This is a genomic window from Oceanobacillus sp. M60 (assembly GCF_053839645.1).
This window is the reverse complement of sequence record NZ_JBSSNH010000012.1, coordinates 61,594-78,477: the sequence shown is the minus strand read 5'-3', so window position 1 is coordinate 78,477 and position 16,884 is coordinate 61,594. Positions and strand designations below refer to the sequence as shown.

The 16,884-nt window shown below is 38.7% G+C and carries 21 protein-coding genes and 1 riboswitch; of the genes, 7 read left to right on the top strand and 14 right to left on the bottom strand.

Features of this window, described 5'->3' with window-relative positions; translation table 11 throughout:
- Positions 1–586: 586 nt before the first annotated feature.
- Positions 587–2,002: a MocR-like pyridoxine biosynthesis transcription factor PdxR gene (gene pdxR, locus ACW0TQ_RS21725; protein ID WP_193064951.1), complete on the bottom strand. Its 1,416-nt coding sequence runs from the start codon at positions 2,000–2,002 to the stop codon at positions 587–589.
- 137 nt (positions 2,003–2,139) lie between these two features.
- Here pdxR and ACW0TQ_RS21720 point away from each other — a divergent pair, with 137 nt between their 5' ends.
- Positions 2,140–3,051, top strand: coding sequence for a DMT family transporter (locus tag ACW0TQ_RS21720; protein WP_042531095.1), 912 nt, complete (start codon positions 2,140–2,142; stop codon positions 3,049–3,051).
- A 149-nt stretch (positions 3,052–3,200) separates the two neighbouring features.
- On the opposite strand, the gene ACW0TQ_RS21715 is transcribed toward ACW0TQ_RS21720, so the two are convergent.
- The 11 genes from ACW0TQ_RS21715 to shc form a co-directional block, all read right to left on the bottom strand.
- A complete protein-coding gene (locus ACW0TQ_RS21715) occupies positions 3,201–4,067 on the bottom strand; it encodes a hypothetical protein (RefSeq protein WP_256705531.1) in 867 nt (288 codons plus the stop codon).
- 100 nt (positions 4,068–4,167) lie between these two features.
- Entirely contained in the window at positions 4,168–4,482 is a 315-nt protein-coding gene (locus tag ACW0TQ_RS21710) for a DMT family transporter (protein WP_193064948.1), read from the bottom strand.
- Positions 4,482–4,823 (bottom strand): DMT family transporter, encoded by a 342-nt coding sequence (locus ACW0TQ_RS21705; protein WP_042535888.1) that lies wholly within the window; start codon positions 4,821–4,823, stop codon positions 4,482–4,484. Before ACW0TQ_RS21705 ends, ACW0TQ_RS21710 begins: the two co-directional genes overlap by 1 nt.
- Positions 4,824–4,897: 74 nt before the next feature.
- Positions 4,898–4,997, bottom strand: a riboswitch (guanidine-I (ykkC/yxkD leader).
- 106 nt (positions 4,998–5,103) lie between these two features.
- Positions 5,104–5,391, bottom strand: coding sequence for a hypothetical protein (locus ACW0TQ_RS21700; RefSeq protein WP_256705530.1), 288 nt, complete (start codon positions 5,389–5,391; stop codon positions 5,104–5,106).
- Between the two features lie 2 nt (positions 5,392–5,393).
- On the bottom strand, positions 5,394–5,714 hold the full coding sequence (locus ACW0TQ_RS21695; RefSeq protein WP_256705529.1) for a hypothetical protein: 321 nt from the start codon (positions 5,712–5,714) through the stop codon (positions 5,394–5,396).
- Between the two features lie 110 nt (positions 5,715–5,824).
- Entirely contained in the window at positions 5,825–6,370 is a 546-nt protein-coding gene (locus tag ACW0TQ_RS21690) for a hypothetical protein (protein ID WP_052484948.1), read from the bottom strand.
- A 48-nt stretch (positions 6,371–6,418) separates the two neighbouring features.
- A complete protein-coding gene (locus ACW0TQ_RS21685; protein WP_175297019.1) occupies positions 6,419–6,769 on the bottom strand; it encodes a hypothetical protein in 351 nt (116 codons plus the stop codon).
- Between the two features lie 378 nt (positions 6,770–7,147).
- Complete coding sequence (locus tag ACW0TQ_RS21680; RefSeq protein WP_175296989.1) at positions 7,148–7,312, bottom strand: hypothetical protein; 165 nt, start codon at positions 7,310–7,312, stop codon at positions 7,148–7,150.
- Between the two features lie 102 nt (positions 7,313–7,414).
- Positions 7,415–8,173: a hypothetical protein gene (locus tag ACW0TQ_RS21675; protein ID WP_256705528.1), complete on the bottom strand. Its 759-nt coding sequence runs from the start codon at positions 8,171–8,173 to the stop codon at positions 7,415–7,417.
- Positions 8,174–8,200: 27 nt separating this feature from the next.
- Positions 8,201–9,241: a DUF1835 domain-containing protein gene (locus ACW0TQ_RS21670; RefSeq protein ID WP_042531083.1), complete on the bottom strand. Its 1,041-nt coding sequence runs from the start codon at positions 9,239–9,241 to the stop codon at positions 8,201–8,203.
- A gap of 366 nt (positions 9,242–9,607) precedes the next feature.
- Positions 9,608–11,482 (bottom strand): squalene--hopene cyclase, encoded by a 1,875-nt coding sequence (gene shc, locus ACW0TQ_RS21665; protein ID WP_193064943.1) that lies wholly within the window; start codon positions 11,480–11,482, stop codon positions 9,608–9,610.
- 84 nt (positions 11,483–11,566) lie between these two features.
- Here shc and ACW0TQ_RS21660 point away from each other — a divergent pair, with 84 nt between their 5' ends.
- The 4 genes from ACW0TQ_RS21660 (at position 11,567) to ACW0TQ_RS21645 (ending at position 14,636) form a co-directional block, all read left to right on the top strand.
- Positions 11,567–12,733 carry a DUF2515 domain-containing protein gene (locus ACW0TQ_RS21660; RefSeq protein ID WP_212929424.1) on the top strand — a complete coding sequence of 389 codons (1,167 nt, stop codon included), beginning with the start codon at positions 11,567–11,569 and terminating at the stop codon, positions 12,731–12,733.
- A complete protein-coding gene (locus tag ACW0TQ_RS21655) occupies positions 12,654–13,118 on the top strand; it encodes a CBO0543 family protein (RefSeq protein WP_193064942.1) in 465 nt (154 codons plus the stop codon). The genes ACW0TQ_RS21660 and ACW0TQ_RS21655 overlap by 80 nt, the downstream gene beginning before the upstream one ends.
- Positions 13,119–13,172: 54 nt before the next feature.
- Complete coding sequence (locus tag ACW0TQ_RS21650; protein ID WP_193064941.1) at positions 13,173–14,216, top strand: YkvI family membrane protein; 1,044 nt, start codon at positions 13,173–13,175, stop codon at positions 14,214–14,216.
- A 96-nt stretch (positions 14,217–14,312) separates the two neighbouring features.
- Positions 14,313–14,636: a Uma2 family endonuclease gene (locus ACW0TQ_RS21645; RefSeq protein ID WP_193064940.1), complete on the top strand. Its 324-nt coding sequence runs from the start codon at positions 14,313–14,315 to the stop codon at positions 14,634–14,636.
- An 82-nt stretch (positions 14,637–14,718) separates the two neighbouring features.
- On the opposite strand, the gene ACW0TQ_RS21640 is transcribed toward ACW0TQ_RS21645, so the two are convergent.
- Positions 14,719–14,970 (bottom strand): DUF4181 domain-containing protein, encoded by a 252-nt coding sequence (locus ACW0TQ_RS21640; protein WP_226895139.1) that lies wholly within the window; start codon positions 14,968–14,970, stop codon positions 14,719–14,721.
- Between the two features lie 160 nt (positions 14,971–15,130).
- On the opposite strand from ACW0TQ_RS21640, the gene ACW0TQ_RS21635 reads away from it, so the two are divergent.
- Complete coding sequence (locus ACW0TQ_RS21635; RefSeq protein WP_193064938.1) at positions 15,131–15,889, top strand: SDR family oxidoreductase; 759 nt, start codon at positions 15,131–15,133, stop codon at positions 15,887–15,889.
- 19 nt (positions 15,890–15,908) lie between these two features.
- Positions 15,909–16,238, top strand: coding sequence for a hypothetical protein (locus tag ACW0TQ_RS21630; protein WP_193064937.1), 330 nt, complete (start codon positions 15,909–15,911; stop codon positions 16,236–16,238).
- 24 nt (positions 16,239–16,262) lie between these two features.
- On the opposite strand, the gene ACW0TQ_RS21625 is transcribed toward ACW0TQ_RS21630, so the two are convergent.
- Positions 16,263–16,640 (bottom strand): MerR family transcriptional regulator, encoded by a 378-nt coding sequence (locus tag ACW0TQ_RS21625; RefSeq protein ID WP_226895137.1) that lies wholly within the window; start codon positions 16,638–16,640, stop codon positions 16,263–16,265.
- Positions 16,641–16,884 lie beyond the last annotated feature (244 nt).

The window sequence follows — 16,884 nt, the reverse complement described above, 5'->3', positions numbered from 1 at the left end:
TACTGGTTGTTTTGTTCAGTTTTCAAAGAGCAATTTGTTTGTCGCTGTTTCAAATTGGCGACTTTATTAATTTATCATATCTGCAATTCGATGTCAACAACTTTTTAAATTCATGTTAGCTGAACGATCGCTCGAATTAGCAACGAGATTAAATTTACCATGCTGAAAATAGAAAGTCAACGATTATTTTAAAATATATCCAAATTAAATAACTTCATACTATGAATCAGTAATTCTATCAAACAGCATATAATGCAACAAAATGCTGATACGCCAGTCTTTCAGTGGTAGTAACTTATATTTAAAACGTTAGATAAATAATAGTTAGTCAAAAACAATTTCGAACGAAACTTTCTTTCCCCAATTCTATTCGAGCTCTTCTTTGATTTAAAAAAAGGTGCCCGATTCTGCTTTTTGTAATAACGAGTATAAGAATCATGCATATTTTCAACGGCTTTTTTGAGGCTAATACAATCAGCTTCTTTGAGGATGGGATAATGAACTCCCGAACCGTTTTATTCGACGCACAGTTATTAAAAAACTGGCCATTCAATTATATTGAAGGGGCTGTCCGTTTTGCAATATCTCATCCCATATTATTTTTAATTATTTCACTCAACTGAAATATTCCCTTTTCAATTTCATCCAGCGAAGCAAAACCATAGGACAGTCGTACAAATTGTCCTGCTTTTTCCTTATAAATACTTCCTGGATTGATGAGAATCCCTTTGGATAATGCTTTTTCAAATAGCTTTTTCACTTTAAAAGCAGGATTTATTTTCACCCATATAAAGAAGCTGCCTTTTGGAATATCCCAAGTGGCGACAGAACCTAAATATTTTTCCAATGCCTCTAAAGCTCTTTGTCGGCGAATCCTCAGTTGTTTTTGAACTTTTTCGATATGATGTTCATACAAACTGCTGGATAACCATTTCTCTGCTACAAGCTGAGATAATGTACTTGACCCGTAATCTAATTGCATTTTCAAGTCCGCTAACCGGTCAATAACAGGCTCTGGACCGACCAGCCAGCCGATGCGTAATCCAGGACTTAATGTCTTTGATAAGCTTCCAATATATAAGACATTGCCATGACGATCTTTGGCTTTTAATGAATCTGGAGGTGCATTATCCATCCATAAATCACGATACACATCATCTTCAATAACAGGAATCTGTTCTCTAATGCAGTATTCCATTAATTCTTCTCTTCTTCTGTCCTCCATTAAGATACCTGTTGGGTTATGAAAGGAAGGTATGGTATATAAAATATTTCTGCCCGTTTCCTTCGTTTGGTAAATAGAATCGACCTTAACGCCCTTGTTATCCATCGGCAACCCCTCGAGATCCATACCGGCTGACTGAAAAACAGATAACGAATAAAGGTAAGAAGGTTCTTCCAAGAATACCGTTGATTTATCCTTTAAAAGGCCAATGGAGATAAGATAGAGGGCTTGAAGCGCTCCAGAAACCACTAAGATGGATGATGGCGACACATCGATACCTCTTTCTTTCAAATAATTACTAATGGCCTCTCGCAGCTTTATATTCCCTTTTGGCTCTTCATACCCGAACGGGGTCAATTGTTTCGAAACTTTTTGGATGATTTCCTGCATTTCTTCTAAAGGAAATAACTCTGGTGATAATTCCCCTTTACTTAATTGAATGAAACGATTATCTGATTCCGTTTCATTGATTTCTTGTACTGTAGAGACACTTGCCTTATGAATACCCTGCGTGACATTCCCATTCCAGTTTGTGGAAAGATGGTCTCCCATCAATGTCCATGTGTTATTGGTGACAACAGTCCCTTTTCCTGCTTTTCCTTCTATTAATCCATCTGCCATTAATTCCTCTAACGCTATGATAACCGTACTTCGATTGACTCCAAACATTCTTGCCAAATGACGCTGGCTCGGTATTTGGCTTCCAATCGCCCACTCTCCTTTAGAAATTTTCTCTTTTATAAAATCAATAATGATTTGATATTTGGGCTTTTTCATAGATACTCCTTTTCCGACCCTATTTAAACTGGTTGGATTTTTTCTATTTAAGCTGTTGCAGACATTCTAACACACTCATATTACCATAGGAAACACCGTTCGAAACTGGTTGTACTTAAAATAAATGAGGTGTACTTATGATAAAATCTTTCCATGTAAAAATCGCTTTTGCTCATTTGGTAACCATTATTTTATGGGCATCTGCATTTCCCGGAATCCGAGCTGCTCTGACTGCTTACTCCCCAGAGCATATATCCCTTTTACGATTATTAGTTGGATCATTGATGCTGATTCTTGCAGCTTTTATCAAAAGAATTCGTTTGCCGGAAATCAAAGATATACCCATTATTTTATTATTAGGTTTTCTGGGGTTCTCCGTCTATCAAACAGCACTAAATTATGGGGAACAAACGGTTAGTGCAGGGATTGCAAGTTTATTGGTCTCTACAACACCTATATTCGCTGCATTATTGGCTTTATTATTTTTCCGTGAAAAATTTGGCCTGTGGGGATGGATAGGCTCCTTTATCAGTTTTTGCGGGGTAGCTTTTATTGCTTTCGGTGACTCCGCCGGCAGCTTTTCATTTAACGCTGGCATTATCCTTATTTTAATCGCATCCCTTTCAGAAAGTATTTACTTTGTTTTTCAAAATGCTTACTTAAAAAAATATGGTTTTTTCGCATTCACGATATATACGATTTGGGCAGGCACGCTTTTCATGTTGATTTTTATGCCTGGACTTGGAGAGGCAATCATGAACGCGCCAATGGACGCAACACTGGCAGTGGTTTATCTGGGAATTTTTCCAACGGTTATTCCCTACTTCACTTTGGCCTACGTTACGTCCAAAACCGGGGCTTCCGAGGCAACGAGTTCACTTTATTTAACACCAGTGTTTGCTTTCCTTATTGCATGGGTTTGGTTGAATGAGATTCCTCATTTCCTTGCAATCGCGGGAGGCATGATTACTTTATCAGGGGTGTTTATGTCAAATATAAAGAGAGAGGATGAGTTACAGGTTAGCCAGACACCGTTAAAAAATTTATAAAAGCACAAAGAGAGAACCGGAGCTAAACTCAAGTAAACAAGTTTAGCTCCGATTCTCTCTGTTTATTTACAGCCATCCCTCTTGTAAAATCAGACAATGATATAGCGATAAAATCAATGGAGGAATAGCGCCTTATCGATTAGACGGAATTATCTTTTTTCAGACATAGGATATAAAGGATATTCCCATTGGTGCGTACATTCTTCCAGCATATAATATCCGCGTTCCTTGTTTGGCACAATACGCGAGCATTGCTGTGTCGGAATGGCTCCAGCCTCATTCTCATTGGCTATGTCAATCCACTCTTGATTTGCAGCCGCATCATACCGTACTGTTAATGTATTTCCATTCACGGTGATGGTTTGTCCGCCCTCTTTCTTTTCAGCATTATCCATAAACTGCTCTATCGCTTCCTCCAGGTTTTCCGTCTCGTCTGTTTCAGATGAAGGTTGTGTAGAATCTAAATAAACATCCTCCGTCCCTTTCCAAGTATGGAAACGAACAGAATCTGCTGTTAACCACTCTACATTTCCTAACCCCAAAGCATTTTCAGCATTGAAGCTTTCAGACGGATAGTCCCTGCGTCGAGCAACTATGCTAATGGATTGGTCATCCAGTTGTTTGCCGATAAAGCCAAATTTCGTCTTGTAAAAATTATAAGAATAGGTTGTCTCCCCAAGGGTAAAGCTGCGATGCTCGATTACCAGCGACTGCTGATCGTATGGTGAATCGATTTTTGTGTAACTATATTCCATCAACAAGACCATGAAGCCATGAAACAATATGATTGGTATAAAAATAACAAGCCCGGCAATTGTCCATATTTTAGGAAGGTTTGAACGAATAGGGAGCTTTGCACGAAAACCGATTGCAGCAAGAACGATCAGGTTTATAACCATAGGAATAACATATCCAGTTGGTTTTAAAAAAAGAAAATAATAATCGGTATCATGCATCATGATAAGAACCAAATCCATGATTCCTAAAACAAGGAGCGCCCATTTTGTTTTTGTCATAAGATTCCCCGTTCTTAGTTCATTTCTTGTGGAATGGTTTTCTTTTAACCCATTCGCCTTTATCAAAAGATTCTACTGAAACCAATACCCATTTCGCTTATTACGTGATTAATTTAAGCCCGATTACAGAGCATAAAACCATAGCGATAAAAACCATACGCCTCCAGTCTTTTGATTCTCCATAAAATATCATGCCGATAAGTGCGCCGCCGACAACACCAATCCCTGTCCAAATGGCGTAGCCTGTTCCCATAGGGATGAATTGTAAGGAATAACTCAGCAAAGCAAGACTTGAACCAAACCCTAAAATAAGTAGAATGACTGTTTGCCAATTCCGTTTTACAGAGAGCTGATTAATCATGGCAACACCAAATGTCTCCAGTAAGCCTGCGATAATTAAAGTAAACCAAGCCATCAGGATTCAGCTCCTTTCTCTGCCTTATCTGGTGTGACCAATTTCAAACCCATCACTCCAGCTAATAATGTTGCTATGAGAATTACTTTTTCCCATTTAAACGCTTCTCCAAAGAAAAGAAATCCTGCAATAACAGTACCTGCTGTCCCTAACCCTACAAAAATAGCATAAACCGTTCCTGCCGGCAGTACTTGTGCCGCTGTAATCATTAAATAATTACTAACAATAATACATATAACTGTGCCAGTCCATGTCCAAAAATCATATGCATGCGTTAAACCAATCACCCAAAAAATTTCCAAAAAAGCTGCAACGAATACTTTCATCCAATTTCGATTCACTGCAAACACCTCCACTTTTATTATTTCCAAAAAACGAATTAAAAAAAGCCCTGAGAGGCAACTGTACATACAGCTTCTCCCGGGCTTTTATCCCTCCGTGACACAGTAATTCACTGTGTGTTTTCTCTCGGACCAGACCAGCATTTGATGTGCGGAACCCTAGAAAACATTTTTTTCAACGTAATTTCTTATCATAATAGACGTTTTTTTTCTGCCATAAAAGCTTTCATTTAAAAAACCATATCAAAAAGAAGAAATTGATGCAACATTTTTACATACGTCAACTTTCCCCATCAACAAAGCGCAGCATCCCTCTATCAACCGATATAACATCCTCCTGATTAAAAATAATACAGGCTTTTCCACCAACATATTTATCAGACTCGAACTCCCCAAGAACAGTTACATAGCCTTTTTCAAAAAGATAAACAAGCTGTTTGTCATTTTCCTCCGATTCAAAAGCCGTTAAATCATTATGTAAATACGCTGTTACCGGTTTATCATATAACCGCATGTATCTCTCTTCCTTCCCCTCATTTTGTCCCTTTCTTCCATCGCTTTCTAACACATTTATTCCCCTATTTTGCTGCTTTGTCCCGATATACAAATATAGTAATAGCATTTTAGGATGGTAACGATAAGCAGAACCGCTGCGGCAGAAACAACAGCACCTGCTGTATCCATCAGAGCAATCCAATCCTCTATTTTTACTAAATGATAGTTATAAGCTAACTGAAAACATAACGAAATAGCACAAGCACTCATGCTCGCAAGGGAAAACGCAGCCCAATTCTTTGGATTGTTTTTATCATATCTTGTGAGAATAATAACAGGAAGTATCCACGCAACGAGTCCAAGCAGAAGACTGCCTATATTAAGTAAACCGATCATAGCTGGTTCCTCTTTTCATTTTTCAAATGGGAGACGGGGCTTCCGTCTTGATATATGGAATAAGTCCACTCGCCATTTTATTACTTCATGTATAAAACATTGATAATCTTTTATTCATAACCGCCCTTAGCATCAGGTAACGCTTTATACGCATCCTTTTCCTTAACAACGCTAAATACATCATCGCGTAATCCGATAAATTCCTTTGTATCTTCAGTCGGTTCACAGTAAGCTCCAGAAACAGAATGTGTTATTGTTTCTCCGTTGACGATAATTTCCCACGCATCCTCTTCATGTGGTTCTACACTGCAAATCGTTCCGTCGACGGGTTCTGGAGTAAACTCTTTTGGTTCTTTTATATTGATTTCTTTCATTTTTTCATAAATTTGGTTCATTTCTTCCTCTGTTAAGCTGATTTCTGCAGTTGCTGTACCATTTTCTATTAAATCCTTCGTCACTGTGCCTTCGAAAGTGTTAATCTCATTATTTTTGCCCACACCAAACTGGATGGAAAAATCAAAGTCATCCGGCATACTTTCCGGCATATTGGCAACCGAATCAACGGGAGTCGTTTCAGGTTCGGGTTCATTTGTTTCCGGTTGACTGCACGCGTATAGAGAAAGCGTAAGCAGCATAAAAAGGAATAACTTCTTCATTAGATATACCCGCCTTTACTAAAGAATAGTATGGTATGCTCACTTATTTCAGTTCCAAAGCAATATTTCCCAAAGCTCCCGATCTTCTATGACTAAGTCATACGGATTTTTTATGTCCAGACAATGAATACTCCTCTTTTTAAAAAGAGCTAAATCTTCTTCGCCATTCCAAGATGTAAAATACTCAACAACTTGACTATTTTGAATTGCTTCGTCCATATAATTGTATAGTATAGTTAAACATTTCTCTTCTTCTGCAGGTCCTTTAATTTGATTGTTCAAAGGAATTTGATTAGCATATGCAGCTGCTTGATGCTTGTATGAAAAATGAGAACTATACGAAAACCTGCGTTTAATTGTGCTATCATAATTATTTTCAATTAAATAATCTTGGCTCATTGAAGTAAAGTCATTTAATTAATAATAGCCTATCAAAGATATAGATTAATAATCTGACATTTTAATATCCTTATTCGAACATTCACTGCAAATCACAGGAACGTTCTCCCACTCAAAACTTTTTCTAGGCATTGTTTGCGTCTTCAAATGGCTGGGAGGGAAATTCCACTTTATCCAGCACTTTTCACCTGTTTCTATGATTTTATCGCAATGATCACAATGGAATTTTTTATCTTTATTATTATACATAATGAAGCCGCTCCTCTCTATGGCGTCCTTTGGTTAAGAAAAATGATCCGCATTTATTTTCATCCTTTAGAAACTCCAAGGTGCTTCTATTGGTGTCTTGCTTAGAAGTCTTCCTGCGTATTATCGTATTCATTGCATTCGCTTCTCAACAAATAACAAAATTAATGTTGCTATCGGGCCTAATACAAGGGAAAGCAAGAACCAATTTAACCCTGTCCGATTCTTTCCCTGTGCAAGTCCGGCATTTATCAATGCCAGTGTGCCCCATCCTACAAAATATTGGTTATCCATCATTGATCCTCCCCTCTAAAATAATCAGCACATCAGCTGCCAACAACACACCACACTTTATTATTGTCATCACGTTCTCCTAAAATCCTATTAATGCATCCCATCCTATGACGGCCTCTTTCCCTCTATGTTAACTGTAGTCATGCTTTGCCTGTCAACTTCATAAGAAGCTGTCCAAGTACCTGATTCCCTCCCCTTTTTCCAGTGTTCTGTAAAGGTGACAATATACGTTTCATCCCCAATTTCTTCTGCATCTGTTTCCTTTGTAATGTGATAGCCTTCCACTGTACCTTCCCATTGTCCAATATTGTCAGGGAAGTCATCTGTTAACGTTCCTTCACCAGAAGTTGCAAAATCAACCGCATCTTCTTTGGTAAATGGGGGCATAGGCGGAGAGGTTACTTCTAAATAACCCCAGCTTATTCCAAGGCAAGCGATTGGGATAATCCAAAAAGGTTTAACGCTCTTTTTCTTCCTCTTTCTTCTGTCTAGCCACTTATCAAACATCCCATAGATGATGGCGGCTGGCATTCCGTATAAGGCAGCCATTCCATCTTGAAAGATGATGCCATTAGCCAGTCCGAAAAAGCCGAGAATCAACACATACAGCCAGTCATGTTGACGAAACCACTTACTTTGCAAATATTCTATTGCTATTGCCACCGCGTTTCCATAAATCAGGATAATCATCCCAATATACAGGGCATAAACGGTAAACCAGCCCATGAATTGATTTCCGCGATGGTATGCAGATTCAAACCCATTTATAAAATGAATAACAATAAACAATGCCGATAGAAAGATGGTGGTCACAAAGGTTGCGCTTAGCTTTCTTAGAAAGAGGCTTTCTAAATTATTTTCCATATGTATTTACTCCTGACGCTTCGTAATTCATTTGAGTTTCACACTGTAAAACCGCATTGCTTTGGGAACACCTTTTATTTCAAAAACGCCCTTCAAAATTAAACGTCTTACGCTATACTCCACAAACACATCGCTAATATATTGATCTAAATAGCAGATCACCTCGCCAATAAGACGTGCTGATAGGATGAATTCCGTATTCTTTTGCTCCTGATGCAGCATTTTTGCTTTGTTGATTATCAAGTCGTCATAATAGCTTTCATCTACACTTTTTATATCTCTATTTTCCCATATCCTCAGAGCTTCTTGTGTAGCAGCTAATGCTTGCCATTTCTGCTCGAATTTTTCCCGCTGCTCTTTGCTTAAAGCAGGTGTCTTACTGCTATTTTGATAAATCAACTGCAGCTTTTCAGACATGATTTCCCCGGTGTGCAACGGATAATTATCCTTTTCTGGAATATTGAATTGTTTTTTATACTGTTTCGTTGTGTTTATAGCGGTTATATCATTCCTTTTATCTCTCAATAAATACAGAACATAGCTTAAAGCAATCTGTTCATGAGCGTTTTCCCCAGTCCAAATGATAATAGACGCCGTTTCAGGGATAGCACTTATCATGGAGAGTGTACGGTTGAAATGATGTCGGTATTCATCTAGATAATCATCATCCAGGAGAAGATGGTTTTTTAGCCATTCCTCCCTGTAGTCAAGTCCCGCTTGATTATGCAACTGCCAAATTGGGCCGATTGAAAAGACATCTGAAAAGGAGATAACCATTTCTTCATCTTGTAATCCCATTTCTTTTAATACCCATTTCAAGCTTCCAGCCGCGGAATCATCAAAGAGGATATGCACAACTTTATCATTGGTACTATTTTTTATTTTTGTTTGGCCTCTTTTGACATTTAGAAAATCATGGTATGTTTTCTTCAAGTCTGCTACAAACTGCTCCTCCGTATATTGGTCTAATTCTTCAAGCATATGGATTCGAAAAAAGGTTTGAAATAAAAGGGACTTCACTTCCTCTTCCCCAGCATGATTAAGGGTTCCTTTTAATTCATCGATCAATGTATCTCCCACCTTTATAGGTTTTATTACGATAGCGCCTATTATCTCTTAATTAAACGTAACTGCTCGATCACATAAGAATTTTTTTCATAATCCTCCATCATTCATTTCAACTATTTCCATACATTCACGTTACACGAAATTGCTTATTGATGTAAATACTTATTAAAAGATAACCTCATACTCCCTTTTCTAACTAATAAAAAATCTTTATAGAACGGATCTGTTTCTATCAATACCCTTGCCTATTTTGCTTGTGCATTTTTAAACCAGCAAAATTGCCCGGCATGCTTTATCCGAGCATGCCGGGTAATTTTTTAGTATGTGTTCAAAAAGCAGCCACGTTTTTCAAACATCCTCCTTTTATCAAAACTTCTCCCGATAATTCGCCAAAGCAAGCAACGGAAACAAATATTCATAGCTATGGTAATGAATATAAAACCCTCCAGGAAGCCCCTGCCCCTTCGGATAGGCTGTTGTCCAATCCACTTTTTCCGCCGTCTCCAGCAAATACGCAATACCCCGCTTGATTTCCGGCGTTGCTTTTCCTTCTGCAGCAATCAGTGCATCTAACGCCCAGGCGGTATGTGTACGCGTGCTTTCCTTGAGCGGGACATACTTCTTCTCTATATCGCTTTTACACGACTCTCCCCAGCCGCCATCCTGATTTTGAATGGCGTATAACCATTGGATCGCTTTTTGCATCTGCGGATGATTGCTGCGTGTTTTAACCGCTGCTAATCCTGTAATCGCCGACCAGGTTCCGTAGATATAACAAATCCCCCATCTGCCATACCAGGATCCATCCTTTTCCTGATTTTGCAGAAGCCACTTCATGCCGCGTTTTATAAAAGGCTGATACGTATCTGTATGCGTGTCATTTCCAAAGAACTCCAATGTCCTCCCTGTTAAATCTACCGTTGATGGATCCAGCAGCATCGATCCTCCCCCTTCAATCGGCAGCCAGGAAAGCAATGTATTATCTACATTCTTCTCAAAGGCCGGCCAGCCGCCATCATCATTCTGCATGGAGACTGCCCACTGAATTCCGCGGTCCCAGGCTTGTCGATAGACGGGGGTGTGACGGGCAAAGGAACGAATAGACCTCAACGCAGCTGTTGTATCGTCCAGATCAGGATTGAACGTATTGATATGAGAGAAACCCCATCCGCCCGGTGTCACATCTTGGTTATGGATGCTCCAATCGCCGTACTTCATCTGTTGTCTCCCAAGTAAATACTGATTTGCCTTCTTAATTACCGTGGCAGAGGGGGATACACCAGCCTTTTGCAAAGCATGGCTGATTAAAGCCGTATTCCAGACGTTTGCTGTCGTATACTGCATGTGCGTTTGTTTTCCAATGCTGGTTTGAAAAGCTTTTAGTCCCTCTACTGCCTTGATAATAATCGGATCCTTTTTCGAATAGCCCCTGGCCATCAGAGCAAATATCATCAAAAATGTTGCACTGAAATAGCTGTAAAATGTCCCGTCTGATTCCCTTCGATTCAGCATATACTCCTCTGCACGCTGCAAGGCTAATTCATGGAGCTGTTCCGGCTTTCCTATCAGACTGCTAATTCCTCGTTGAAAAGGGGTTTGAAAGGAGCGCCAATCGTTTAACTCCGTTTCCCAATCGCCGTCATCTTCCCGTTGTAAAAATAAATCGGACAAATCAGGCGAACGCTTTGTCTTTCGGCTGAATTTATAATCTGCCGTAATTAATATAGGAACCAAATTGGACCGTGCATATAACGATAAGTCAAATAGATTAAGTGGAAAAGAAACTGGAAAAAGAATGAATTTAACTGGAACAGGAAGATAACGCGGCCATTTATACTGCCCTGTCAGAGCTAACATGACCTTTGCAAACATATTGATTTCTTTTAAGCCCCCATGCCGCTGGATAAACCTTGTGGCCAAACGAATCTCCCGGTCCTCCTCTTTTCGGTGGCCGGAATAAAGGAGCGCATAACAGGCCTCTACCGTTGCTGTGAGGTTCCCTTCCACTTCATCGTGGAATATTTTCCAGGCGCCATTTTTCCCTTGTTTACGAAGGATCCTGCTTACCAGCGCATCGATAAGGTCCTCATCATCCATTTCCAATGTACGCAAGAGGATAATCATATAACAATCTGTGGAAATCCCTGTTTCAAAGGGATACGCCCAGGAACCATCGTGCTCTTGTTCTTTTGTAAGCCTGTCAACCAGACGATTGATTTCTATATCTATCTTTTCCTTCATCAGAAAACCTCTCTTATAAGAACCGTTTTTCCTATACATATGAGACACCGTGTAAGCATATTCCTTAGAGAGGGAGGAGACTGGATGACAATTGGCTGTTTCAAAAAAAGAAAAGTGTATGAAAAGTCTGTTCTTGAGATAAAAAAAGAACTGAAGAATATAAGGAATCCAAAAGCAAACGGCCTATCCGTATCCATGCTTCCTAAAAGAGAGCAGGTATTCATTCAACGCATTCATCAACTGACAATTAAATGGAATAAAAATAATGTCACCCGGACACAAGCCTACTTCGATTTTTATATGCAGCACCCAGAAATCCATTGGGCTTTATTAGGGCATATGGTATCACGCAACGGCGGTTGGAACATGACTGATTTGAAAGGCGACCTCCTATCGCGTTTGTTATCCGAAAAAGAACAAAAAAACTTCTATTTATTTTTAGAACGGGGAAATTGGTTAATATTCCAGGATGTTTATCCGCAATTATTGCTGTATCAGCAAAGTGTAAGAATGCATCAAAATCTTTTTCACCTTCTTCCTTTCTTGAATGTCTCTGTATTTATGGAAGTGGTATGGAATCATTTTTGGGAGCATGGTGACCGTTATCTGTTAGCCATCGCAACCATTATTAATGAACAAAGCTATTTAGAAAAAAGAGTGGTGCATCATCCTTATTTTAAAGAAACGGTATTAGATACATTGGGTTTTAAGCTGTATGATTTTTTACGCTTTAATCATGTTATTTTCCCGCATTATCACCTTGGAAAAATAGAAAAGAAGCCCGTATTAATCGGTGATACCCTGCACCATTTCGGCTCTCTCCATGAGCGGATTATGCTGGGGAAACGTTTATATGCCATCCTTTTTCAACAGAAATCTGTCTTAAAAGATATTCTGCTATGGGCAGGGAAGCATCCGCATACAGGCTCCCGAGCCGATTATTGGAAAGATTTGTTTCATTCTGTGAATGAATCTGCACCGGGTACGGTCTATCGGCGAAGAACAAGGCATTGTGAACGCAGAAAAGGAGCTCCCCGAATCTATAGCCCTCCATTGAAATATGCTTGGAAAAACGTTAACCACTCCCCGGCTGAAAGAGGAGACTGGTTTAACGATGTAAGTGTGATTGATTATTTCGTAGAAGAAGAAAAAAATACAGGTGGGGAAATTCATGAAAAATACTGCAAGGCAATGGAAAAAATCGAGCTTATCATCATTGCAAAAAAGGCGATCTTCCTCAGACAGGAGTAAAGAACAGCAGGCGTATGTCATCGCAGCTCTCTTTTCTTCCATCGTCGGGACCTATTTAGATTTATTTTTTGTCGGCATCGGCATGTATCACTTTCCTATGCGGCTTTTCCCAGAAATATTTACAGTCAATATTGCCTTTACACTGCTGATTCTTCCTGTTTCCGTCATTTTATTCTTGTACCTGGCCAATCGGATGAGGACCCTTCCGCGGTGCATAATGATTCTTACGATTAGTACAGCGGTCATTTTTATCGAAAAAACCGCTGAAAAGCTGGGAGGATTTATGCCTCATCCAGATTGGAATCATGCCTATTCCTTTTTCGGGTATATGCTTTTCCTCATGATTGTTTGGATAATTTTTCGGTTTTTTCAGGTGAAAATTTGAAAAGCTGGTATTTACTCGTCCTCCTAATCATAGAAATGATGAGGAGGTGGCGTGATGCGGAATCGAAAAATTTCTATATTGCTGTTAGCAGCTACATATGTTGGAACGGTTATTGGAGCAGGCTTTTCTTCAGGGAAAGAAATTGTTACGTTTTTTAGTGTCTATGGAGCTTTAGGGACCGTCGGCATTGCAATCAGCGGAATCTTGTTTATTTGGATAGGAACCAAAATAATGATTATATCTGTCCGAATTGGAGCCTATTCTTATCAGGATTTAAATGAATACCTCTTTGGAAGAAAGATTGCCAAAGTGATTAATCTGTTTATCTTTTTCGTCGTTATCGGCGTTACTTCCGTCATGCTTTCCGGGGCAGGCGCTGTATTTCATGAACAGCTTGGCCTTCCGTTTCAAATGGGAGTGATCCTTACACTCATTCTCTCTTATATCGTTGTCATGAAAGGATTAAATGGATTATTTGCCATCAACTCCTATATTGTGCCATTAATGCTTCTTTTCGTCCTGTTTGTAGCAGGCTCTATCGCGGGAGAGCATCCGCATCTGCTGGCAGAAAAACTCCTACCTGTTCAGTTATCGGACAACCTTTCTTGGGCAGGCTCTCCTTTTGCCTATGCAGCATTTAATCTGATGACAGCACAGGTTGTTCTTGTACCATTGGGAAAGGAAATTCAGGATGAACACGTTTTACGCTGGGGCGGATTTTTGGGTGGAATGGCTTTATTTTTCATCCTATTATTAATCCATTTTTCATTGTCCGTCTTTCCGCAAACATTTCCTTATGAAATACCGATGGCCGAGATTGTCCAACATTTTGGAGCCCTTATTCATATTCTGTTCTTAATCGTTATTTACGGCGAGATTTTCAATACAGTGGTCGGGAATGTGTTTGGAATCACACGACAGCTGCAGTCGGCATTTCGTCTTCGTTATCAACATGCTGTCCTGGTAATTCTGTTTGTTGTCTTTTTAATCAGCCAGGTGGGATATGGAAAATTACTGTCGGTATTGTACCCGTTGTTTGGTTATCTGGGGTTGTTCTTTCTGTTGTGGTTATTGATTAAAAGAATGCCTGAGAAATAAATAGACTCTTTTATTGGGAGATAATAAAGTAAATAGGTGCTTCATTTTATTTTTAATAAGAATTCGCTTATAATTCAAATAAGGCTAGTGATTGAATTGCGTTTAACAGATAAAAATTTCAACACCCATAAAGAATTGGAAGTGAAACAACAAACCGATGAAGTATTAGTATATATCGATGGAATTATTTACACTTCTCCGCCTCTAAGTATAAAACATCAGAGGATATCGTCTTTTCTCTACGTAGAACTTCATAATGCATTAAAAAACAGCGGTTGTGACGCATTTTCTGCACCAACAGCTGTCTTGTTTGAACCAAACGAGAATAATCATAATAAAAATAAAAGGGTTGTCCCTGACTTATTTGTGACATGCCATCCCGAAAACTTCACTGAAAATGAAAATCTGTTTTTTGATTAAATAATAAAAGATGCCGAAATAACAGCAAATATCTCGCTGTTGTTTTTTTAATTGTGCTTATATACGATTAACATTTCCCCATTTATATGAAACTGTACGCAACCGTAGCCATACCAATAAAAATCCATATTCTGAGGTGCGGAAAATCATTTATTGCAATGACCATCACGATTAAATTTACCAGGTAGAGTATTCTCTCCCCATATTTATGTAGTCTGTTCACATATTTCCTACCTAAATCAGCTATTTGTATCTCCCATTTTTTCATGAGATATCGGTTGACAAAGTGATTTAAAATAAGAATGGCAATTACAAATGAACTAAAGAGATACATTAGCCTTCTAAAACATATAGCAGAAACCACTTAATTTTTACTAAAGTTAATATTTCATTCAAGTTCATTCAATTTATATAATATTTTCAAATTTTTTATTGCCTTCAAGCGCACTTCAAGGTTTATACTCTAACTGAATTATATTAAGGAGGTAATGAGCATGGCAAAATTTAATACATTGAAAGATAAAATAGTGGTTATTGCAGGCGGCGGAAAAAACCTTGGCGCTTTGATAAGCAAGGATTATGCAAATGACGGAGCAAAAGTAGTCGTGCATTATCACAGTTCTTCCTCTAAGGAAGAAGCAAAGCAAACCGTTGAATCAATTAAAGATAATGGCGGAGAAGCTGCATTATTTCAAGGTGATTTAACAAGTGCAACTAAAATAGAAGAACTGTTTGATTTTGCCGTAAGTCAGTATGGCAACATTGATATTGCTGTTAATACAACCGGCAAGGTTCTTCGCAAACCGATTGTAGAAACGTCTGAAGAAGAATATGATAGTATGCAGCAGATTAATGCAAAAACAGCCTACTTTTTTATCAAAGAAGCTGCGAAGCATATGAACGACAATGGGAAAATCGTTACGATTGTTACAGCATTATTAGCTGCTTATACGGAGGGATACTCTACTTATGCGGGCGAAAAGGCACCTGTTGAACACTATACACGAGCTGCTTCGGCAGAATTAATGAGCCGGGGAATTTCCGTCAATAATATTGCTCCTGGTCCAATGGATACGCCTTTCTTTTATCCGCAAGAAACGGAGGAAAGAGTAGCATTTCATAAGTCGCAAGCGCTTCATAATCAATTAACTCAAATTGAAGATATCGCTCCAGTAGTTAAATTTTTGACTACAGACGGATGGTGGATTAATGGACAAACTATATTCGCAAATGGAGGGTATACAACCCGCTAATCAAAAGGAGGAGATTTCTATGCATTGTTTTTTAGCCGAATATGCTCCAATAGAAACGACGATATCTATTCTGGCTTCTAATGGGGATGTAAACGCAAGTAGAAAAGTTTCCATCTCTAAAGAATCTTTCATTAACGATTTAACGAAAAAAATGATTGAACTGTCACATGAACAAGGTCTTTACCACCATGATATCTTTGCAATTGGTGTCGTAGTGGATGCGAAAGAAATGCTTGGACGCGGGTCGGAACAGCTCCAAAAAGAACTAGCATCTTCATTTGGTTTTACATCCGTTGTTGATTCGGACGAAAATATTGTTCGTAAAAAGCTACTGCAAAATGCCAAATAAACCATACGAAAACCTCTCAGGAATCTAAATCTGAGAGGTTTTTTTGGGTGACTTCTCTTCTTCTAGTATCTTCATTTTCTTGGTCAGCTTGTCCAATGCTATATCAATCTCCATTTTCTGTTTCTGCAATTTTTCCTGATGGTCACGAAAAATTTGTGTTCTTTCTTCTAAAGTGCTATCCCCTTTCATGTATAAGTGTGCCACATGCCTTAATATTTCAATAGACATTCCCGTTGCACGCATACACCCTATTAACTCCAGCCAAAATAAATCTTCTTCTTTAAACATCCTGTAACCATTTTCACTGCGCTCAAGAAATGGCAAAAGTCCTTCATTATCATAATAACGAATGGTTGATGCCGGGACTTCTGTTTTCTCGGAAGCCTCTTTAATTGTCAGCATATTTCCACACCACCTGTTTCTCATTTTCCTTTGTGTGTCATTTCAGCAAAACGATAAAATAAAACTTGTTAAATCTCCCACTAAAAAATATAATTTTTCATTCATTTCTTTAAATATACTATTATTATAAACATTCAAGTGATCTTGAATGCAACCAGAAGAGCAGCGAACATACATCTTCCCCTTTACATGTACTGAAATAATCTTCATTTTGCAATGAAACTTATGCTGGAGTCACCCTACT